The sequence below is a fragment of the Hymenobacter sp. ISL-91 genome (assembly GCF_018613725.1).
Taxonomy (GTDB): domain Bacteria; phylum Bacteroidota; class Bacteroidia; order Cytophagales; family Hymenobacteraceae; genus Hymenobacter.
In genome coordinates, this window is record NZ_JAGGPS010000007.1 from 111842 (window position 1) to 133066 (window position 21225).

Consider the following 21225-nt stretch of genomic DNA (forward strand, 5'->3'; position numbering starts at 1 on the left):
GGCGTAGCGTACCTTTGCGGCATGCCCGAGCAAGCCACCGACGATATTCTGCACGTGTTGCGCCAAACCTGGGGCCACACCCGGTTTCGGCCGCTGCAGGAAGACATCATCCGGGCAGTGCTGGCCGGGCACGATACGCTGGCGCTGCTGCCTACCGGCGGGGGCAAGAGCATCTGCTTTCAGGTGCCCGCACTGGCCCGGCCGGGCCTGTGCCTGGTCGTGTCGCCGCTGATTGCGCTGATGAAGGACCAGCTGGAAAACCTGCGCCAGCGGGGCGTGAAGGCCGAAGCCGTGTACGCCGGCATGAGCCACCAGGAAATCGACCAGACCCTCGACAATTGCGTGTACGGGCCGGTAAAGTTCCTGTACGTAAGCCCCGAGCGGCTGCTGACCGACATGTTCCGGGCCCGGGTGACCAAGATGAAGGTGAGCTTGCTGGCTATTGATGAGGCCCATTGCGTGTCGCAGTGGGGCTACGATTTCCGGCCGCCTTACCTGCGCATTGCCGAGCTGCGGGCGCTGCTTCCGGGCGTGCCCTGCATTGCCCTCACGGCCACCGCCACCGAGCAGGTGCGCCAGGATATTGTGGAGAAGCTGGTATTTGGGGCCAGTCAGCAGGTATTTCAGCAGAGTTTTGCCCGGCCCAACCTCTCGTACTCGGTGCTTGAAACTGAGGACAAGATGAAGCGGATGCTGGAAGTGGTACGCGGGGTGGGCGAAGGCAAAACGAGCATTGTGTACGCCCGCACCCGCCGCCAGACCGAGGATGCCGCCGCCTACCTGCAGCAGCAGCGCCTGTCGGCCGCCGCTTACCACGCCGGCCTGCCCGCCGACCAGCGCACCCGCGTGCAGCAGGACTGGATGCAGAACAAAACCCGCTGCATCGTGGCCACCAACGCCTTCGGTATGGGTATCGATAAGCCCGATGTGCGCCTGGTAGTGCACCTGGAGGCTCCCGACAACCTAGAGGCCTACTACCAGGAAGCCGGCCGCGCCGGCCGCGACGAGAAGTACGCCTTTGCCGTGCTGCTCACCGGTCCCGCCGACGCCGACGAGCTGCGCCGCCGCACCCGCCTGAGCTATCCGCCCCTCGATACGGTGCGCCGCGTGTACCAGGCGCTGGCTAACTTCTCGCGCACCGCGGTGGGCGGCGGCGAGCTGGTGGCCTTCGATTTCGACCTGCAGCAGTTCGCCGAAACCTACCGCATCAAAGCCCTCGACGCTCACAACAGCCTGCGCACCCTGGCCCGCGAAGGATTCGTGCAGTTGAACGAGGCCGTCAGCAACCCCGCCCGGGTCCATATCCCCATCGACCACACCGACCTGTACCGCTTTCAGGTGGCCAACGTGCAGCACGACCAGCTTATCAAAAGCCTGTTGCGGCTGCATGGGGGCGAGCTGTTTGCCGGTTTTCAGCGGATTTCGGAGAACAGCCTGGCCCAGTACCTGCGCCTGAGCGTGACAGAGCTGCGCAAGATGCTGCTGTTTCTGCACCGCTCGGGCGTCATTCAGTTTCAGCCCCGCCACGAGTCGCCCCAGGCCCTGTTTACCACCCCGCGCTACGATGCCGATAAGCTGCCCCTCGACCAGAAGCGCCTGACCAAACAGCGCGATCTGGCCACCCACAAAACCGACTCGGTTATTCGCTACGCCACCGGCGGCCGCTGCCGCCAGCAACTGCTGCTGGCCTACTTTGGCGAGCTAGATGCACCTGCCTGCGGCGTGTGCGACTTCTGCCTGGCTCGCAAAAAAGCCCGCCAGGACTCCGTGCCGCTGCCCGAGCTACGCGCCCAGCTGCTGGAACTACTTAAAGCTACGCCCCAGACGCCCCGCGAGGTGCTCACCCACTACGCCCCCGGCCAGGCCTCCGCCATTACTGCCTTGCTGCGCGACCTGGTAGAGCTGGGCGAACTGCGCTATGCCCCCGACGGACGGTTGAGCGGGTAGGAGGGAAGCGGTTGTAGCCTATTTTCCCGATTCTGAAAAATAGGCTACAACCGCTTCTCCAGCCGAAACCCGGCCTGGCCATTACCTTCGCTGCTGATGACTGCTCCGACTTCCTCCCCCAACCTGACCACCCGCCCCATTGGTGTATTCGACAGCGGCATTGGCGGGCTTACTGTCGCGCGGGCCGTGGCCCAGGTGCTGCCCCACGAGCGGCTGGTGTACTTCGGCGACACGGCCCACCTGCCCTACGGCGACAAAAGCACAGCCGCCATTCAGGCCTATGCCGTGAAAATCTGCGACTTGTTGCTGCGCCAGCAGTGCAAGGTTATTCTCATCGCCTGCAACTCGGCTTCGGCCGCTGCCTACGAGCTGGTGCGCGAATATGTAGGTTCCAAGGCCCAGGTGCTCAACGTTATCGACCCTATTGTGGCGCACGTCGGGCAACAGTACGCGGGCCGCACAGTGGGTCTGATTGGCACCAAGCAAACGGTGAACAGCAATGTCTATAAGAAGAAAGTAGACGACCTCGACGCCGGCGTAGACCTTCGCAGCCTGGCTACCCCATTGCTGGCCCCCATGATTGAGGAAGGCTTCTTCAACGACACCATTGCCGGAAACGTCATCGAAACCTACCTCTCCAACCCTGCGCTGGAAGGTGTGGAAGCGCTGGTGCTGGCCTGCACCCATTACCCGCTGATTAAAGAGCAGATTGCCGAATTCTATCAGGGCCGCACCGAAGTGCTCGATGCCTCCGATGTAGTGGCCCAGCATGTGCGGCAGTACCTGGAAAGCCGGCAGCTGCTGGCACCTGCCATTGCTGCGCCGCCTCGCCACCACTTCTATGTCTCCGATTTCACCCGCTCATTCGAGGAGAGCACCCGCATCTTTTTCGGCCAGGAAGTGAATTTGGAGCACTATCCACTTTGGGAATAGAAGTAGGAAATTAAGCAGTGTAATTTTACTTGTCGTGTGATTAGTTATATTCATATACTAAATACTTACATTTAGGCACCGTAAGAGCCCGTTGCCTGACTGTGCTCTTCCGTTTGTTGCTCCTAAGCTGCGGCGGTGCTATGATAAATTTCGTTGATTTCTGGCGAAAATGGGGCTGGTGGCTGCTACCGGGCCTGCTGCTGCTTGCCCCGGCCGCTCTGGCCCAGGGCGTGCGGCAGCCCCCGGCCCGCGTGAAGCAGCAGGGCAGCCCTGTGCCGGCACAGGCCCCCACCAACGAAAGCAAAGCAAACCCGCTTACCCCTAAGCAGCTCGAAGAAGCCCTGCGGCTGCTGCTCCAGGTAACGGCCGACTCGACTAATACCCCAAAAGTCCAGCGTGGCTTCGAAATAGATGGCCTCGTCGTCGACCAGACCATTAGCAAGCTCGGGCGCGACTTCTACAGCTTGTTTTTCAGCACGTTCGAAGCCCCGACCGGCTCGGGCGACTACGTGGTTACGATTACCGAAAAGCCTGCCCGGGGCACCAGCATTCTGGTTACGGTAGCCGTCAACAACACCGATTTGCTTGAAATGCCGCTCCAGCCAAATGAAGAATATATTGAGGCGGCTGCCAGCGAAGCAGTTGGCACTGTTACGCAGCACCTCATCGAAAACAACCGTCTGGGCAATGAGCTGGAAAAAGGCAACAGCCAGCCTCTGGAAGTGTATTAGCCCCGTTCTGCCTTAGTTCTCCTGTCTTCTCTCTTAACCTGTTCCCTTATGAAATACCTGTACTGCTCTTTTCTCGCGCTACTGCTGGCCTTGGTTGCCGCACCAACTGCCGGTGCCCAGGATTTCATATATGAGCCTGTCAATCCGAACTTCGGCGGCAACACATTTAACTATTCTTCGCTGCTGAGCGCAGCCACTGCCCAAGACACCTTTAAAGACCCTGATGCCGAGCAGGCTCGGGCTGTCGAGGATCCTCTGGCCTCATTCGCTACCAATCTAAACCGTCAGATTCTGAGTCAGCTGACTGACCGCTTCATCAGCGACCAGTTTGGCCGGGGTACGGTACGAGCCGGCAGCTACACGGTGGGCGGCTACCAGATTCAGGTAACACCCGGTTCAAACGGCGTCGTCATCGTCATTGCCGACCCCGCCACCGGCAACCAAACCACCGTCACGATTCCTAACCTGCCTTAGCAGGGCCGGCTTTAGTGCGGGTGGCAAATCCGTGGGCACGGCTACCCGTGTTGCGTGCCTCTCCATATTTCTCTCTTCTCTTCAATACTGGTCGCTCTATGAATACTTCTACTGTGCGCACTTATACCTATGCATGGTGCTTGCTGGCCGGAATACTGCTGGCTGCCTGCAGCCCCTACTTTCATCAGCCCTTCAGCCCCGAGCGGGCTCGGCTGGGGGCCGAGGTAAACGGTAGCGCCGAGATGCGCAATCTGCCGGCGCCCAAGTCCCGCACGGTAGTAGCCGTGTATAAGTTCCGCGACCAGACCGGCCAGTACAAGCCCCAGGTCAATGGCTCCAGCTTCTCGACGGCTATTACCCAGGGCACCACCACCATTTTGCTGCGGGCGCTCGAAGAGTCGGGTTGGTTCGACCCCATTGAGCGCGAGAACCTGGGCAACCTGCTCAATGAGCGCAAAATCATTCGCTCTACCCGGGCCGAGTTCACCGAGCAGACGGGTGTGCAGCAGCCCGTGCTACCGCCCCTGCTGTTTGCAGGTGTAATGCTGGAAGGCGGTATCATTTCCTACGATGCCAACATGCTCACCGGTGGAGCCGGCCTGCGCTACTTCGGCACCGGTGCCTCGGGCCAGTACCGCCAAGACCGCGTAACGGTGTATCTGCGGGCCATCAGCACCAGCAATGGCCGTATTCTGCGCACCGTGTACACCTCCAAAACCATCCTGTCGCAGCAGATTCAGGGTAGCCTGTTCCGCTTCGTGAGCTTTAAGCGCCTGATGGAAGCTGAGACGGGCTTCACCTACAATGAGCCCAGCGAAATGGCTATTAAGGAAGCCATCGAAAAAGCCGTACAGGCCCTCATCTACGAAGGCATTCAGGACGGACTATGGTTGCCCAAAGACTCAACCGAAGCTACAGGCCCAAAAATGCTGCAGTACGTAAGCGAGCGGGAGTACGGCAAGTTCTACGATGTATTGGGTCGGCAGGTGCTGAACCGCAAGAAGGCGCTACTGGCAACCGTTTCGGGCGGGGGCCAGCGCTACGCCGGCGACTTTGCTTCGCCCCGCATTACTCCCATTACGCAATTACAGGTAGCATATCAGCCCGCAGGCGGTTTCCTCAACCCCTACGTTGCTGTTGGGCAGAGCCGACTGGCCGCCCGCCAGTTCTTCGATCAGAAATTTTACTTCACTGAGGCAGGTGTGATGATGCGCGTGCTACCAACCGACCGATTTACTCCCTACCTACAGCTAGGTGGCGGCGTAACCACCAGCGGCAACAGTTTGTCCACGGTCGGAGCATCCAGCCGCTTTATACCCCATATTTCGGCCGGTGCCGGCCTCGAGTATCAGTTCAGCTTAAACTGGAGCATGATGGGTGGAGTAGATAGTCGCCTGTTTCTGCGCGATGACATCGACGGCGCTGATGTTGGGCGTTATAACGACAATAGTGTTGGGGTCCGGCTTGGAATCACCTATCAATTGAGTGCCCGACGAAAAAGTCCGGCTGCTAAATAACCATCTGCTATAAAAGCNNGCTTTTATAGCAGATGGTTATTGGTCTGAAATACCTCTAATACCGCCCCTTATTACTATAAATTAGGCGTAAGGCGGTTGCAACTACGTTATCTGGTGTCCCTCAGCGAATTTCATCCTGCCCCTCGTAGCACCGAGGGCTATTGCGTGCTTTCCTTGAATCGAGGCCGGATATCAGCCATTATGCAATGGCTCCGCAAAGTAGCGCGGTTGTGCAGGCAGGTACATTATAGCAACGTTGATGCTTCAGGGGCAACATTAATCATTCACGCATTGCATCGGCTGGGTGACGGGGGCTGTGCTTATTGCCACTCAGTATTGCTACTATGCTACCCTGCAAAGATTTGTTGTGTAAGGTCGACGAAAGCTAATAAATGCGTAGTCATATCATTTGGGCTGATGATAGGGTGTAGAGCTTGTGCATGCCCGCTATTGAAGGGCCCGGACTTGGATTGGCAATGGTGGGCGGAGACAGGCCCCACACTCTTTATCAGTAAGTCTTAGCCGTGTAATGCGAGTGAATAACTCCTCTGATTTAATGAGTTGCGAAGTAGATGCCCTCTGATGGAAAGGAGAGGGTGCCAGTGAGTTAGAGCAAGGAACAAAGGCATACGGTAATCCGACTGGTGCCTGGTGCAGAACAACAACGCATGGATACTCCCTTTTGCCAGCGCTTCTTTAGCACTAAGCAGAAAGTACCATCCTTATAAGCCATTTTCAACCGATTGCACAGATCAACCTACTCTCTCCTCTTATCACTTTGGAGGATAGTGTATAGGAGTAACTGTGAATCGAAGGTCGTTATGGATGTTCATGTATGTGTAAGATAAAGACTTCTAGCTGCTTGTGGTAAAAATAGGCTGTGATTATAATAGAACCGGAATGTAATTTTTTATGCAAATAAAATATAACTAAAAAAATATTGTTTTTAACTATACTCATTTAATGTTGATTATGAGGCACATACGATATATACGCTCAATGGCGTTCTTGAAAATATAATATTGTAGTGTAAAAGTGTAACTAAACTTTTTAAAAGCCTGTTGCATGTTGATTATTCTTATTTATATTTGTCTCAATCAAAGGGCAAGGATAATCTTAAAAGGGAATAGTTCCTTTCTAGGGCCAGGCTTACCCACCGAATTTTTCCTCATATTTTTTTCACTCTTTTCCCCATTACCATGAAAAAAGTACAACTCCTCGCCGCTGCGGCCGTTCTGTTCGCTAGCTCCGCTTACGCCCAGTCGGGTACCCGCGAATCCTTTCGCGCAATTAACGCCTGCATAGGTTGCGAGCCTCTTGCACCTTCAATTCGTGAAGCTAGCCAGACTAACCCTAATGGTACGCCTGCTCTCGCCGCTATCGACAACTGCTCGGTAGTAGTACAAGGGGGCGCTGGTGTTACAACCGGAAGCGACAACCGGGCCGTTGTTGACCAGTCTGGTAATGGTAACCGCGCTGCGCTGTTTCAGCGTGAAGGCGACCGTAACTACGGACTGCAGGTGCAAACGGGTAACTCTAACCAAGCTACTGCAGTTGTTTGGGGCAACCGTAATACCTCCCTGCAGCTCCAGAGCGGTGACCGTAACAGAGCAGGTATCAATGTAGACCAGGTAGAAGGGTCGGAGAGCCCACGCGGTACGCAGAACGGTAACGACAACTGGGCTGAGCAGAACCAAGCTGGAAATGACAACAACGCCGACATCAGAACTTACGGCAATTCCAACTATGCCTCGCAAAACCAAGTAGGTAGCCGCAACAGCGGTAGCATCATGCAGCGCGTAAATGGTAGTGCTGCCACCCAGTCGCAGATTGGTAACGACAATACTGCTGTAACCATGCAGGGCGGGCTAGCCAACGTGCCTTCCTCTATCAGCGGTCAGCGTAGCTGCATCGAGCAGGGTGGCAACAGCAACCAGGCTTTGGTACTGCAGGATCGTCGCTAGGCCTTCGGGTATAGCAAGCTAAGCCTGTAAGGCAGGTAACAACGGCCGGGCCCCTTTTCTCGCCGGAGAAAGGAGGCCCGGCCAATGCCTGCTTCTATCGGGTAAGTAGTAGGGTGGGAACGTTCTTAAGCGTCTGCCCGACTTCCTGAATAGCTCTATTCTACAGGACTTTGTGTAACTTCCACTCCTATGAAACAGCTCCGTTTTTTCGCATCTGCCGGCCTGCTGACCTGTTTGCTGAGTTGGGCCAATGTGGCGCAGGCACAACAGGAAGGCCAAAGTGAGGCCAATAGCGTATCTCAGCGCTTGGTCGAGGACTTTGGTTTCTCCGCGCTCGACCAGTTGGTGACGCCAGCAACGCTTAACACCCGTAACCTGGCAAAATTGGTACAGCTAGGTAGCTTCAATAAAGCCCGGGCCGAGCAGGACAACCCTGGAAGCTTTGCTAACCAGGCGTATATCTTACAGGTAGGTTCCTCCAACGAAGCTACACTGACTCAGAGGGGTAGCGGTAATACGACAACCCTTAATCAATTGGGTTACAATAACAAAGCCACGAGCAAGGTGCAGGGTGATAATAATACCACTAAGCTCAACCAGATCGGCAATGGTAATGACTTCGTGCGTGATGTAGCTACCAACCAGACTGATTTCAAGCTAACGCAACTAGGCAACAATAACCAGCTCCGTCAGACCGGTACCGAGTCGTTAGCTCCTCCGCGCTACGAAGTGGAGATGAAGGGCAATGGTATTCAACTCTCAATTCAAAACGGCCGAATCGGCCAGTAGCGAAACGACTGCGTGTCGTGCCATATCTGGCCAATGTTGACAAACACCCGCCCTCTCAAAGTGGCGGGTGTTTGCGTGTTTGAAATACAGGTTATGTGAGGGCTATAAATAATCTGAGTTTAATGGTACTATGTTTCTAAAAAAAGGTATATTTGACGTAAATAAAAAATGCTAAACTACTATGTATACTGCCTTGTTTTTTCTGGCTGGCTGGGCCGCGCTAATGGGAGTCAGCCAAGCTGCATCTGGTCCACCCTATCGGGTCTGGTTGGAAGCTACGCCCCGTGGTAATATGCTGGAAATGAGTGGCAATTGTGCGAACCTGACAAAAAAAACAGCCTCACTCAGATATGAGATGACATTGGAGCGCCAGTCAGCCGGTGGGCGTTCAAGCAGTCAGCAGGGCGGTAAATTCGAGTTGACTCCTGGCCAATCGGTAGTGCTATCTAGTACACGCATAAATGTTGATGGGCAGACCACTTATATTGGCCATCTAGGCGTCTTCGATGCGCATAATGTTTTAGTAGCGCAGGATTCTATCCGGCATGAGCCGGAAAATAAGTAGTTTTCAATACGCCTTAGCCTGTCGGTAATCAGTTGCCGGTGCAGCATGCAAGTTCCCTCCGTTTTTCATTGCATTATCCTCCCACCCATGTTGCTCTCCATCCGCTCCCGAACGCTGTGGCTGCTATTAATTATCTCTTCGCTGTGGCTCACGAGTTGCGAGGATAATCCGGTCGAGCCTGTGCTATTTGGCAAGGTAACCGGTACCGTTCGCGACGCTCGCAACAACCAGCCGCTGGCCAATGCCTCTATTACCACAACACCTGCCACATCTTCGGTGGTAACCGATGCCCAAGGAAATTTCGAGCTAACGGGTGTACCTACTGGCCGTTTGACTGTTGTGGCAACCAAAGTCGATTACCGCTCGGTGACAGTAGCTGTAACCGTGGAAGATAAAGCCACCGCGGCTATGGCTATTGTACTGGAAAAAAACCTGTCGACCACACCGCCCTCGCCACCGGTACGGCCCGCGCCTGCCGACCAAGCCACGGTTCCTGGACCAGACGTGAAGCTGGAGTGGCATCCGGCAGCAGGAACGAGCAGAGGCGACTCATTGCGTTACGATGTAATATTGTACCAGGGCACGAATGGTGTTGCCCGCAATCTGCTCACCAATAGCCGCGATACTACGGTGGTAGCTAAACAGCTGAGCTACAACACCACGTATTTTTGGCAGGTAACGGTGCGCAATGCGGGTGGCAGTTCGGCTCGTTCGCCACTTTGGAGCTTCCGGACCGGAGCGCAACCTGACAACCGTTACCTCTTTGCACGCACCGAAAATGGTAACACCGACATCTATTCCAGCAACGAAACCGGCACCACACTAACGCGCCTCACCACTTCGGCTTTCGTGGAAGCCAATCCCCGGCTCAGCCCCAACCGCGACCGGATAGCGTATACCTCCAATGCTACGGGTCAGTTTCAGCTCTACACGATGAACCGCGACGGTTCCGATGTGCGGCAGGTAACCCTGCAACCCGTAGATGGCTACTTCAACCAGGGAGTGGGCTACAGCTGGTCGCCTGATGGGGGGCAGCTGGTCTACAGCAGCTTCAATAAGCTCTACCGCATCAACCGCGACGGTACTGGCTTGGTGCTGCTGGCTATGGCCCCGGCTGAACGGCATTTCCGGGAGGTAGACTGGACGGGGCAGGGCAACCGCATTGTAGTGCAGACGGTAGGGGTAAGCATCTACGATTCGGAATTCTACCTACTCAACGCCGATGGATCGAACTTTACACAGCTCATCGGCAACCTTCCCGGTCGCCTCGATTCTCCCTCCTTCAGTGTAGACGGGCAACGCATTGTGTATACCCGCGACATAGACGCATTCAACGATGCTAACGGCCGGCAGCTTAATGCGCACATTTTTACGCAGAACCTCGACGGCAGTGGCCTGGTAGATGTATCAGCAGGCTCGGGTGGCACCACCAATTCTACTAAGCCTGCTGGCTTCAACGACGTGTTTCCTCGCTACTCGCCTGACGGAGCCCGGATTATATTTGTGCAGGTGAACAACGTAGCCCAATCGGTACCCGAGATTTTTACGGTTGACTTGACTGGCCGGAACAGAGCAAAGCTATTTGATAATGCCACGATGCCTGACTGGAAATAAAAATAGCTACCAGTTGACCCAGAAGAGGGCCACCCGCAGAAGTCGGGTGGCCCTCTTCTGGTTTAACTGGTAGATAAACAATCATATGGCATGTTATTGGTGCTTTATCAGTTGTCAAGTGTATTTAGAAAGGAAGGGACATGAGTGGTAATGTCTCCTTCCGCTCGCCATTAGCGGATTTGTTACAAGAGGATATTCAGGCAGATAAAACAGCTTCGGCGCCTGGAAAAGTATCTATATATGAATAGTTATATAAATACTTGTCTTTTAAAGCATGATTATATGAACAATGCAGGTTAACTTTGCAGCTGCAAAATAGGGTAGGTCTAGTAAGTGTCTATATGTAAGTTATATAGTGTCTCCTGCGCGCTGGTATAATACTTGAAGCCAGTTGCTTAGAAACATACAAGTTTATTTTTCAAAGGATTAACACAAAGATGAAATTATGTTGTATTACTAGGTTTCAATTGTATAGGGCGTATGCATACTAAAAGTAGGTAGATATTTATGTGTCATATATCCAATTTAAAATGAAAAAAATCATACACCGTGCCGTGCGTGCGCCCGTATAAGACGGTATTTCAGACAAGGCTTTATATAAAGAAGCCGAAGTTTGGCATACTCGTTGCGGAAACAACCTGTTGCTCCGCGACATCCTCTAAGAAGAAACCTTCCAATCGTAAACAGTTCATTCATCATACTCATGAAAAAGAAATACTTACGCAATAGCAAGGCCGGCTCGGACGGGCGCTTGTGGGCCTTACTGGCCCTGCTGTGGTTTGCGCCCTTACTGGGCCAGGCTCAGACATTTACAGAATCAATGGGCAATACGGCCACTGAGGGGCAATCTGTAGCTTCTTACACCTCGGCCCTTGGCTTTGATAATGATAACGAGAGAGGACTGAGTTACCTTGCCAACGGTACCGATGCTCCAGTGCTTTCGCTGGCTAATCCGGGCGGGGTATCTGGCGGTGTCAACGTACTCTTCCCGAATAGTAGCTCAGCAGCCAACTTCTTTATTCGCGACATCAGCACGGCTGGTTTCAGTTCTGCTTCTCTTACGTTTCAGTTAAACGCCCCTATTAACCAAATCCCAGGAACCAATGCGTCGGCTACAGGCCGGTTTCGTATTGCATACAGCGTGGGCTCGGTAAATGACGCGGGCAACGATACATATGGTAACTATGTAAACTTGCCTTACACTTACACTGCTGGAAGTTCAGGGGGCTGGGGTGCTGTTACGGTTGATCTTCCGGCTGCTTTTGTAGGCAATTCGCTGGTAGCACTTCGGTTCCAGCGGGTTGGAGGTGCTACAGGTGATTTCCGGATCGATGACGTGCAATTGAGTGGCACCACGACTCCGGTTGTAACCGGCCTGCCATCCAACCTCGACTTCGATAATGTCGCGGTGGGTTCCAACAGTGCCATTCAGAACATTCGTGTTAGCGGCCAGCAGCTAACTGGTAACCTCACTGTAACGGCACCTGCCGGTTATGAAATCCGGGTTAGCGGTCAGTTTGTACAGAGCATTTCTTTTGCTCCTATTAATGGAGTGGTGCCCGGTACGCGGGTACAGGTGCGTTTCGCGCCGACGGCAGCGGGCCCTAACAATGCTTCTTTAATTGTGTCGAGCCTCAATGCTGATGAGGTAGCTATTGCTTTGACGGGTAATGGTACTGTTCCTACGCTTGTCGCCTCACCAGCTTCCGTAGATTTCGGAACCACTTTTGTTGGGCAGGAGACGCCAGCAACCAGCATAACGGTTTCAGGTACTAATGTAGTAAGCCCTGTAACGGTGACTGCGCCGGCCGGTTTCTCGGTGCGTCGTACGTCTGCCGACGCTTACACGCAGTCAATTGTGCTGACGGCCGCCGAAGCTAACGCAGGCTTTGCTTTCCAGGCGCGCTTTAACCCAGCAACTTCTGGTGCTTATAACGCCGCCATTCAGATTACTACCCCAAATGCCAGCACGTCGGTAGCAGTACAAGGGCAGGCTACAGTAGCTCCAACCGGTCCGTTTATTGTTGTTAGCCCAACCAATCTGGACTTCCAGACGGTTTCCGGAAGTGGTTCAGCCCAGACATTGGCCTTCTCTATCAACGCTGGAAATCTAGACGATCCATTGGTGTTGACCGGCTCCAATAACAATATCGTCTTCCGGGATGCCTCGGCTGGTGGTGATTTTGTGAATGGCCCTATCACCATTAATCCTACCGACGGTACGGTTTCTCTGCGCGAGATAGAAGTGCGACTGGTTGCTCCAGTGCCTAGCGGCGCATTCGCTGGTACTATTACTGCTACCAGCACAGGCGCAGCCCCCAAAGTTGTTACTATTCAAGCCAATGCCATCCAAGGTAACTCGACTATTAACATTGAGGGTGTACTGGCTCAGTTCTCCACTGTACCTGGCATACCTTCCGATGTGCAGTCGTACTTCGTAACGGGTACTAACTTACTACAGGATCTGAGAATAGCCGCGCCGCAATTTTTCCAGGTTTCGCTCGACCCTACTTTTGCAGGGGTTGTAGGTACTGGTAATTCGTTCTCGATTACACCGAGCTCAAGTGGTGAGGTGCCTAGGACGCAAGTATACGTACGCTTCTTGCCTCCATCAGCTCTTACTATTACCGATGTTATCATCAACTCCAGCAGCCCTGCCACCTCGCAGGCTGTTCAGGCCAATGGTACCAGCGAGCCCAGCATTCAGATCCTGAATCAATTCGTGGAGGTGCGCAACGTTGTGATCAACACAACTTCTGCTTCGCAGGCAATTACTATCAATGCTAAGCGAGTGTTGCAGCCTATCACAATTTCAAAGTTGCTGACGCCAAGCTCGCTCAATGTTAATAATGAGCAGCAGTTTCAGCTGTCGTTGGACAATGTGACATTTACCAATAGCATTGTCTTGACTCCTAATTCTATGACTAACGAAGTCAACCAAGAGATTTTTGTACGCTACCGTCCAACTTACCTCGGCACTGGCCAGTCTACTTTACGGTTCCAGAGCAATGACTTCGCTAATCAGAACACCCAGTCGTTTGGTGCAAATGACTTACTCTCCGGCCGTTCTATTGACGTGGAGCCTACCTTGCGGAGTGCTGTTAACGTGACGCGTAATGGTGCAACTGCCACTGTAACGTTCACGCTGCCTGCCAACTATGCCGCTATTGGTTACGGTGAAGGTCGTTTGATTGTCGCCAGCGAATCGGCAACATTGCCATCCACAAGCCAGCCTGCCGATGGAACGCCCTACACTACAGGCAACCAGACTTACGGCGTAGGTCCGCAGATTGCACCCGGCTTCTTCGTTGTGTACTCGGGAGCCAACAGCTCGGTTATTATCGATGGCCTGAATCCGGCGGTTACCTATTACTTCTATACGTTTGAGTACAACAACATTCAGAACAACCTGAACATTGCTGTACCCGGTGCCGAGAACTACCTGTCGCCGCCAACGCCTAACCTGATTCCGGGCATTGAAGCTCCAGGTGAGCCGCCACTGCCTGTAACGCTCGTATCGTTCTCGGCTAAAGCCAGCGGTTCGCAGGTAGCTATTCGTTGGGAAACCGCTTCCGAGCTCAATAACAAGCACTTTGTAGTTGAGCGTAGCCGCGACAGCCGTGCATTTGTACCTGTGATTACGCGTGCCGGCCAAGGAACCACCAACGCCGCTACTGTATACAATGAGGTAGACCGTCAGCCGCTGAATGGCCTGTCGTACTACCGCCTGAAGCAGGTAGACCTTGATGGCAAGACCAGCTACAGCAGCATTGTGGCAGTAAGCCTCCTGAAGGCCGGTGAAGTAGTTATGTACCCCAACCCGGTTACCGACCAGCTCACTATCACGATGAACGGCGGTACTGAAGGTGTATCAGCAACCATCACCGATTTGTCGGGCCGCACTATTCAGGTACAGCAGCTGCGAGCCGATGGAAAACTCAATGTGGCTAACCTGAAGGCTGGCACCTATCTGGTGACAGTTGGTAACGGTAGCGCCAAAGTGACCCGTCGCATTGTGAAGCAGTAAGCATCTGCTTTAAGCCAATCAGAAAAAAGCGCCTCCATACTGGAGGCGCTTTTTTTGTTCATACGACTCTATTCTTCAAGCTTAAAAACAAAAAATAATTGATAAAATCTTGTTTTTGTAATTTTATATGGGTATACTGAGTTATCAATCTATGCTCTATGCCTGTGAAAGCTTTTTCCTCTTCTCAGTCGGTTTATGCTCAGTCAACCCACTTACTGTGGAGCCTATTGTTGACTATATTGACACTGTTGACTCCTACAATGGGCTGGGGGCAGGCTAGTTTGCCTACAGCCCATAATGGTCCATGGGCTAATGGCTTACCTAGCGGCTGGGTCCAAAACGGACTGGGGGCCGACTATCCGAGTAGTTTGGGCACCAACAATGCCAATGGATCAGCTAAATTCGATGACACAGGAGATGTTTTAACCATACGAGTATCGGAGGCGGTTGGCAATGTCAGTTATTATCTGAAGGGTAATCCTGGCAGTGGACAGAATACGCAAGGAACATTTATAATAGAGGAATCAGCTGATGAATCCAGTTACAGTGTACTCAATAGTATTTCGGATAAGAGTAATGTAGTAGAATATTTCAGTAGCCAACCGCTTCCTTCTTCCCGATATATCCGGTTTCGATATGTATTGAAAACAGCGGGAAACATTCAGCTGGATCAGGTAGCCTTAACAGCAGCAGATGCTAATCCGGCTACCATAACCGTACCGGCCGGGCCACTCACTTTTAGTACTACGGTAGGTACGCCTTCAGCCGAGCAGAGCTATACTGTGACAGCGGCCAACCTTGCGGAGCTAATCAACCTCGCGGCTCCGGCGGGTTACCAGCTTTCGGCCACTGCCGACAGTTATGAAAGTGCCACCAACACATTGCAGTTGCCAGCTACTGGTGGCACGGTATACGTGCGGTTGGGCGGCACTACTGCAGGCACCTATAATGGCAGTATTACGCACAGTAGTTTAGGCGCTGCTACGGCTAGCGTAGCCGTGCAAGGCAGCGTAACAGCGGCTCCCGTTGCCTCAATAGCAGCCAACCCTACCAGTATCAATGGCCTGAGTACTACGCAGGGAACGGCCTCGCCCCCGCAGATGTACACCCTGACACCAAATGGTCTTGGAGCCCCAATTACCGTTACGGCACCCGTTGGGTTCGAGGTGTCGTTGGCGTCAGCATCCGGTTTCGCAGCTAGTGTTACAGCTTCCCGCACAGCCGCTACCGATATCTATGTGCGTATCGCGGCCACTACGCCGGCCGGACCTGTAAGTGGCACGATTAGCAACGTGTCGGGGAGTACCTCGCAGGATGTGCCAGTAAGTGGCACGGTAAATACAGCGCCGGTAGGGGGAGCAGTATGCTTGAGCGACAACTTCAATGACTTCAACGGAAATGATGGTATCCGTTCATCCGGGGTGATAACATCAGGTCTTACTATATATAATACTAACAATAGTTCGGGTGCTTCCCCTAATTCTGCCCAATTTAACTCTATCGGTGATAGACTTGAAACTCCTCTTCTTACTGGGACGGCGACAGAGCTAGCTTTTTTTATAAAAGGTAATGGTACGAATGCAACATCAGGTCTGCTTATAGAAGGATACAATGGATCTGGCTACATAGCTATAGCTACTATTTCCCCCTTACCAACAACTGGCACAACTGTTACTTATAACGCCACTTCCTCGCCGAGCTTAGCCGCTGGAATATATACACGCTTCCGGTTTACTTACACTAAGAGTGCCGGTAATCTGGCATTCGATGATCTGTCTGTTACGTGTGGTGCGCCAACGCCTGCTGCCCAACCCACCGTGCAGCCCACGGTAAGTGTTACTGATATTACTTCCGGTACGGCCAATATCAATGTGGTGGGTGGTGATGGCGCGGCCCGCCTCGTTGTGATACGGCCCACGGCGGTAGCAGCAGCTGCGCCTTCCGATGGGGCCACTTACACCGCCAGTGCCACCTACGCCGCAGGCAGTGCTACTGGCCCCGAAAATTATGTGTTGGCCGCTGATGGAACCACCGGCAGCTTGACGGTAACAGGCCTGAGTCCGCTGACTGATTATACTGTGGATGTGTACGCCTACAACGGCAGCGCAGGTGCTCAGAACTACCTCACGACGCTGCCCGGCACGGCGCCTTTTACTACACTTGCTCCGGTTGCTACCACCTACACCTGGAACGGTACGGGCAGTAGCTGGAGCGCCGCTGGTAGCTGGACACCCGCCCGCACCACGCCCGCAAACAATGATATACTGGTATTTGATGGCAACGTAACGCCTTCTGCTACTGCTGCTCTGGATTTCACCTCTTCGCAAACCATTGCTCAGCTACAGCTTACCAATCGGGTGTCAGTCACGCTTACCAACGCCGGAGCACCCCGCACTCTCCTGCTCGACGGGAATGTAGCCGGCGACGACCTGGCAATTGGTACCAGCTCGGCGCTCCGACTGGAGCCATCTACAGCCGGAGCGCCTATTGTTATCGACGTTACCGCCGGCGAAACGGCTCGCATTGCCGGCGCCTTTACCTCCGATGCTGCTACTGGCGTTACGGGTACCAACCGCCTGATCGGGCGTGAGGCCATTGCCATTGTGGTGCCCGCAGGCGGCCTGTTTGTTGCCGGGGCAAACACCACAGGCGGCCCCTTCGATGGCAGCGTACCGAATGCCGTGGTATTTGAGCGTGGTGCCAACTACCGGCAGGAGGGGGGCTCCAGTCCCTTCGACCTGCCCCAACCTGCTACCTTGGTAGAGTTCCAGAGTGGCAGTATCTATGACTTTGCCCGAACGGATGGTTCGCCGGCACTATCGGGCCGTACCTATGGACTACTGCGCTTCTCCACTATTAGCTCAGGCCTAGCCAACATGGAAGGCAGCTCACCGCTTACTATCCTCAACAACCTGGAGGTGGCGGCCCCTACCACTGTGGGCATTAACTTAACCAACGGTATTTTCATTGGAGGAAATATTCTGGTGGATGCCGGCGGTTCGCTTACTTTCGACCCGGGTTCTGCCAGTGCTGTTGTCTTCGATGGGACAGTACCCCAAACCGTTAGTGGCCCTGGACCTGTGGTGTTTGGTTCGGCCGCTACGCTTACCATTAACAACGCCAGTGGGATTACGCTGCTTGCTCCCGTACGAGCCAATGGAGGGCTTGATTTGCAAAGTGGCCTTCTCACAACTACCAGTATCAACCTGCTAACACTGGCAGCCACTTCAGTTGTTGAGGGAGGTAGTGCTACCAGCTTCGTGAATGGCCCGGTAGCCCGGGTGTTGCCCGCCAATACCACTGCCAGCCAGCTGTTTCCGGTGGGCAAGCAGAGTGCCTACCGCCCCGTAACCCTAACCCCGGCTACGCTTACGCAGGCTACCACTGTTACGGTAGAGCAGATGGAGGGCGCACCTGCTCCGCAGCCCTTCAACGATGGTATTACCCGGGTGTCGGGCGTTCGACGCTATGCTATTTCGGCCAGTCCGGGCATCACGACTCCGGGTATTTTTACCGGTACCGTCACGCTCAGCTTCGGCCCCGACGACAAGGTAACCGACCCCGCGCAGCCCTCGTTGGTAATTGCGCAGAGCGACGGTACCGTTTGGAACAGTGTCGGCCGATCGGCCAGTACCGGCGTGGCCGGCACCCCGCCCGAGGTATTTGTTGCTGGTACGCTCACGTCAGCGCCATTCCAGACCTTTGATGCGTTCAGCGTGTTCGCGCTGGCCAGCACCGACCCCGATGCCTCCAACAACCCGTTGCCGGTGCAGTTGCTCAGCTTTGGGGCCGAACGGCGGCCGGCAGGAGTGCAGGTTCGGTGGGCAACCGCTACCGAGCAGAACAGCGCCCGTTTCGAAGTGCAGCGCTCCGCCACAGGCCAGGCGTTCCGCACTATTGCATCCGTGGCGGCCCAAGGCAACAGCAACAGCCGCCACGAGTACACCGTCTTCGATCAACAGCCCCTAACCGGCACCGGTTACTATCGCCTGCATCAGCTCGACCACGATGGCAAAAGCAGCTACTCGGCCGTTATAAGTGTAACTGCTCCGGGTGAGATGCGCGTGTACCCGAACCCCGTGCTGACGAAACTGACGGTAGAGTTGCCTGCAGCCGGAGGACGCTACCGGATTCTCAGCATGCTGGGCGGCACACTGATGGCTGGAGAGTTATTCGACAGCAAAGCCGAGCTTGATATGACTACCCTGCCAACCGGACTATACCAACTGGAGATAAGCACTCCGGCCGGCCGCGAAATGCGTAAAATCATCAAGCAATAAACCCTGCTGTCCGAGGTGCTCCCATTGAGCTGTTACCAGCAGAAGTGTTTTGCACAGCCCGCACGCAGATATATAGAAGGTATGAAAAAAGGGTTCTGCCAGCCGGCAGAACCCTTTTTTGTAAAAAACAAATTGCGTAGAACCCCTATACCGAGAAACTCTCGCCGCAACCGCAGGTGCGGGATGCGTTGGGGTTGTCGAAGTAGAAGCCTTTGCCGTTGAGGCCGTCGGAGAAGTCGAGTTCGGTGCCGGCCAGATAGAGGAAGCTTTTCATATCCACTACCACCTTTACCCCCTTGTCCTCGAACTCCTGATCCATGGGCTTCATTTCGTTGTCGAAGTCGAGCTTGTAGCTCAGGCCCGAGCAGCCGCCGCCCGCTACCGAGGCCCGCAGGCGGTAGGTAGCGTCCAGCTCCGCATCGTGCATAAGCCGCTCTACTTTTTCCTTTGCTTTATCCGAAACAGTAATCATAGCAGTAAGTCTTTTAAGCTGATGGTCTGAAAAAGGTTAACAGCTAGAAGCTAATGGCTATCAGCTTGTAACGGCTAGTGGTGCGACTTGGCCATTTCCAGCTCGGGCATACCGTTTTTCACACGGTAGTCGTTGATGGCCGACTTAATGGCATCTTCGGCCAGCACCGAGCAGTGGATTTTAACGGGCGGCAAAGCCAGCTCTTCCACAATCTCCATGTTGTCGATAGCCAGTGCCTCGTCTACGGTCTTGCCTTTCAGCCACTCCGTTGCGAGTGAAGAAGAAGCAATGGCCGAACCGCAACCAAACGTTTTGAACTTGGCGTCGGTGATGGTGTTGGTTGCCTCGTCCACCTCAATCTGCAGGCGCATTACGTCGCCGCACTCAGGCGCGCCTACAAGGCCCGTGCCTACGCTTTTCTTGTTTTTATCCAGCGTACCCACGTTGCGGGGGTTGCTGTAGTGGTCGATTACTTTATCGGAATAAGCCATGTTTTTTCAATTAAGAATTTTGAATTTTAGATTATGAATTAAGCTCTGAATTGTGCGAATGGCTCAGGCGGCCAATTCGAAATTCAAAATTCCTAATCCATAATTAACGCGCTAGTGCTCGGCCCACTCAATTTTGTCGAGGTCGATGCCGTCCTGGAACATCTCCCATAGGGGCGACATTTCACGCAGCTTCGTAACGGCTTCTTTTACGTGGTTGATGGCGTAATCGATTTGCTCATCGGTAGTAAACCGGCTCAGACCGAAGCGCAACGAGCTATGGGCCAGGTCGTCGCTCAGGCCCAAGGCTTTGAGTACGTACGATGGCTCCAGTGAGGCCGAAGTACAGGCCGAACCCGACGATACTGCCAGATCCTTTACGCCCATCATCAGGCCTTCACCTTCTACATACTTGAAGGAGATGTTGGCCACGTGCGGCAGGCGGCGTTCCACCGAGCCGTTCACATAGCTCTCCTCCAGCGTCAGCAGTTCCTTTTCGAGCCGGTCGCGCATGGCACTGAGGCGGGCAGCATCGGCGGCCATTTCCTGCTTGGCCAGTTCGCAGGCCTTGCCCAGGCCCACAATGCCGGGCACGTTGAGCGTCCCCGAACGCATGCCCCGCTCGTGGCCGCCACCGTCCATCTGGGCAGTAACCTTCACGCGTGGGTTCTTGCGGCGCACGTACATGGCACCCACGCCCTTAGGGCCGTACATCTTGTGGGCCGTGAAAGCCATCAGGTCGATGCCATCGGCCTGCACGTCAACCGGAATCTTGCCTACGGCCTGGGTGCCATCGGTCATGAACAGCGCACCGTGCTTGTGGGCAATGGCGGCAATTTCGCGGATGGGCTGAATAGTGCCCGTCTCGTTGTTGCCGAACATAATGCTCACTAAAATGGTCTGGGGCGTCATGGCAGCTTCCAGCTCAGCCAGGTCAATCAGGCCCTCCGAATTCACGGGCAGATAGGTAACCTTGCCACCGATTTTCTCGATGTGCTTGCAGGTGTCCAGTACGGCCTTGTGCTCGGTGGTGGCGGTGATGATGTGGTTGCCCTTCTGGGCATACATCTCGTAGATGCCCTTGATGGCCAGGTTGTCCGACTCAGTAGCACCCGACGTGAAGATAATTTCCTTTGGGTCGCAGTTGATGAGGCCGGCAATCTGGTCGCGGGCGTAGTCAACAGCTTCTTCGGCAGCCCAGCCAAACGGGTGGTTACGCGAAGCCGCGTTGCCGAATACCTCGGTCAGGTACGGCATCATGGCTTCCAGAACCCGCGGGTCGAGGGGCGTGGTGGCGTTGTTATCGAGGTAAATGGGTAATTTGAGCATAGCCCGGAGTTCTGGTTTGTCAGCGGAGAATCATTCGTAGGTAGAACACAAAACCCGGCAAACAGGTTTAGTTTCGCCCTACATTCGTAGCTACA

The 21225-nt window shown here is 54.3% G+C and carries 14 protein-coding genes; 11 read left to right on the forward strand and 3 right to left on the reverse strand.

Annotated elements, in window-relative coordinates; all coding sequences use genetic code 11:
* Positions 1–21 precede the first annotated feature (21 nt).
* From J7E24_RS03350 to J7E24_RS17825, 11 genes are all read left to right on the forward strand, one after another.
* Positions 22–1947: an ATP-dependent DNA helicase RecQ gene (locus tag J7E24_RS03350; RefSeq protein ID WP_215135116.1), complete on the forward strand. Its 1926-nt coding sequence runs from the start codon at positions 22–24 to the stop codon at positions 1945–1947.
* Between the two features lie 96 nt (positions 1948–2043).
* Positions 2044–2880: a glutamate racemase gene (gene murI, locus J7E24_RS03355; protein ID WP_215135118.1), complete on the forward strand. Its 837-nt coding sequence runs from the start codon at positions 2044–2046 to the stop codon at positions 2878–2880.
* A gap of 140 nt (positions 2881–3020) precedes the next feature.
* On the forward strand, positions 3021–3611 hold the full coding sequence (locus tag J7E24_RS03360; RefSeq protein ID WP_215135120.1) for a curli production assembly/transport protein CsgE: 591 nt from the start codon (positions 3021–3023) through the stop codon (positions 3609–3611).
* 48 nt (positions 3612–3659) lie between these two features.
* The gene (locus J7E24_RS03365; protein ID WP_215135122.1) at positions 3660–4085 is read left to right on the forward strand and encodes a curli production assembly/transport component CsgF; all 426 of its coding nucleotides are present in this window, start codon (positions 3660–3662) and stop codon (positions 4083–4085) included.
* A 98-nt stretch (positions 4086–4183) separates the two neighbouring features.
* Positions 4184–5602 carry a CsgG/HfaB family protein gene (locus J7E24_RS03370; RefSeq protein ID WP_215135124.1) on the forward strand — a complete coding sequence of 473 codons (1419 nt, stop codon included), beginning with the start codon at positions 4184–4186 and terminating at the stop codon, positions 5600–5602.
* Between the two features lie 1199 nt (positions 5603–6801).
* Positions 6802–7566 carry a hypothetical protein gene (locus J7E24_RS03375; protein WP_215135126.1) on the forward strand — a complete coding sequence of 255 codons (765 nt, stop codon included), beginning with the start codon at positions 6802–6804 and terminating at the stop codon, positions 7564–7566.
* 189 nt (positions 7567–7755) lie between these two features.
* Positions 7756–8355: a hypothetical protein gene (locus tag J7E24_RS03380; RefSeq protein ID WP_215135128.1), complete on the forward strand. Its 600-nt coding sequence runs from the start codon at positions 7756–7758 to the stop codon at positions 8353–8355.
* Positions 8356–8536: 181 nt separating this feature from the next.
* Positions 8537–8920, forward strand: a complete 384-nt coding sequence (csgH, locus tag J7E24_RS03385; protein ID WP_215135130.1) for a curli-like amyloid fiber formation chaperone CsgH — start codon at positions 8537–8539, stop codon at positions 8918–8920.
* An 87-nt stretch (positions 8921–9007) separates the two neighbouring features.
* A complete protein-coding gene (locus J7E24_RS03390) occupies positions 9008–10534 on the forward strand; it encodes a carboxypeptidase-like regulatory domain-containing protein (RefSeq protein WP_215135131.1) in 1527 nt (508 codons plus the stop codon).
* Positions 10535–11237: 703 nt separating this feature from the next.
* Complete coding sequence (locus J7E24_RS03395; protein WP_215135133.1) at positions 11238–14561, forward strand: T9SS type A sorting domain-containing protein; 3324 nt, start codon at positions 11238–11240, stop codon at positions 14559–14561.
* Between the two features lie 1817 nt (positions 14562–16378).
* Positions 16379–18841: a T9SS type A sorting domain-containing protein gene (locus J7E24_RS17825; RefSeq protein WP_215135135.1), complete on the forward strand. Its 2463-nt coding sequence runs from the start codon at positions 16379–16381 to the stop codon at positions 18839–18841.
* 145 nt (positions 18842–18986) lie between these two features.
* Here the strand turns inward: J7E24_RS17825 and J7E24_RS03405 are convergent, their stop codons facing one another.
* The 3 genes from J7E24_RS03405 to J7E24_RS03415 form a co-directional block, all read right to left on the reverse strand.
* Positions 18987–19313: a HesB/IscA family protein gene (locus J7E24_RS03405; RefSeq protein WP_215135137.1), complete on the reverse strand. Its 327-nt coding sequence runs from the start codon at positions 19311–19313 to the stop codon at positions 18987–18989.
* A 74-nt stretch (positions 19314–19387) separates the two neighbouring features.
* The gene (iscU, locus tag J7E24_RS03410; RefSeq protein WP_116940513.1) at positions 19388–19804 is read right to left on the reverse strand and encodes a Fe-S cluster assembly scaffold IscU; all 417 of its coding nucleotides are present in this window, start codon (positions 19802–19804) and stop codon (positions 19388–19390) included.
* Positions 19805–19915: 111 nt separating this feature from the next.
* Complete coding sequence (locus J7E24_RS03415) at positions 19916–21130, reverse strand: IscS subfamily cysteine desulfurase (protein ID WP_215135139.1); 1215 nt, start codon at positions 21128–21130, stop codon at positions 19916–19918.
* Positions 21131–21225: the final 95 nt, after the last annotated feature.

Bases quoted from the DNA above. Each gene is read 5' to 3' on its own strand.
- J7E24_RS03350 (WP_215135116.1), top strand. From the start codon at position 22: ATGCCCGAGCAAGCCACCGACGATATTCTGCACGTGTTGCGCCAAACC.
- murI (WP_215135118.1), top strand. From the start codon at position 2,044: ATGACTGCTCCGACTTCCTCCCCCAACCTGACCACCCGCCCCATTGGT.
- J7E24_RS03360 (WP_215135120.1), top strand. From the start codon at position 3,021: ATGATAAATTTCGTTGATTTCTGGCGAAAATGGGGCTGGTGGCTGCTA.
- J7E24_RS03365 (WP_215135122.1), top strand. From the start codon at position 3,660: ATGAAATACCTGTACTGCTCTTTTCTCGCGCTACTGCTGGCCTTGGTT.
- J7E24_RS03370 (WP_215135124.1), top strand. From the start codon at position 4,184: ATGAATACTTCTACTGTGCGCACTTATACCTATGCATGGTGCTTGCTG.
- J7E24_RS03375 (WP_215135126.1), top strand. From the start codon at position 6,802: ATGAAAAAAGTACAACTCCTCGCCGCTGCGGCCGTTCTGTTCGCTAGC.
- J7E24_RS03380 (WP_215135128.1), top strand. From the start codon at position 7,756: ATGAAACAGCTCCGTTTTTTCGCATCTGCCGGCCTGCTGACCTGTTTG.
- csgH (WP_215135130.1), top strand. From the start codon at position 8,537: ATGTATACTGCCTTGTTTTTTCTGGCTGGCTGGGCCGCGCTAATGGGA.
- J7E24_RS03390 (WP_215135131.1), top strand. From the start codon at position 9,008: ATGTTGCTCTCCATCCGCTCCCGAACGCTGTGGCTGCTATTAATTATC.
- J7E24_RS03395 (WP_215135133.1), top strand. From the start codon at position 11,238: ATGAAAAAGAAATACTTACGCAATAGCAAGGCCGGCTCGGACGGGCGC.
- J7E24_RS03405 (WP_215135137.1), bottom strand. From the start codon at position 19,313: ATGATTACTGTTTCGGATAAAGCAAAGGAAAAAGTAGAGCGGCTTATG.
- iscU (WP_116940513.1), bottom strand. From the start codon at position 19,804: ATGGCTTATTCCGATAAAGTAATCGACCACTACAGCAACCCCCGCAAC.
- J7E24_RS03415 (WP_215135139.1), bottom strand. From the start codon at position 21,130: ATGCTCAAATTACCCATTTACCTCGATAACAACGCCACCACGCCCCTC.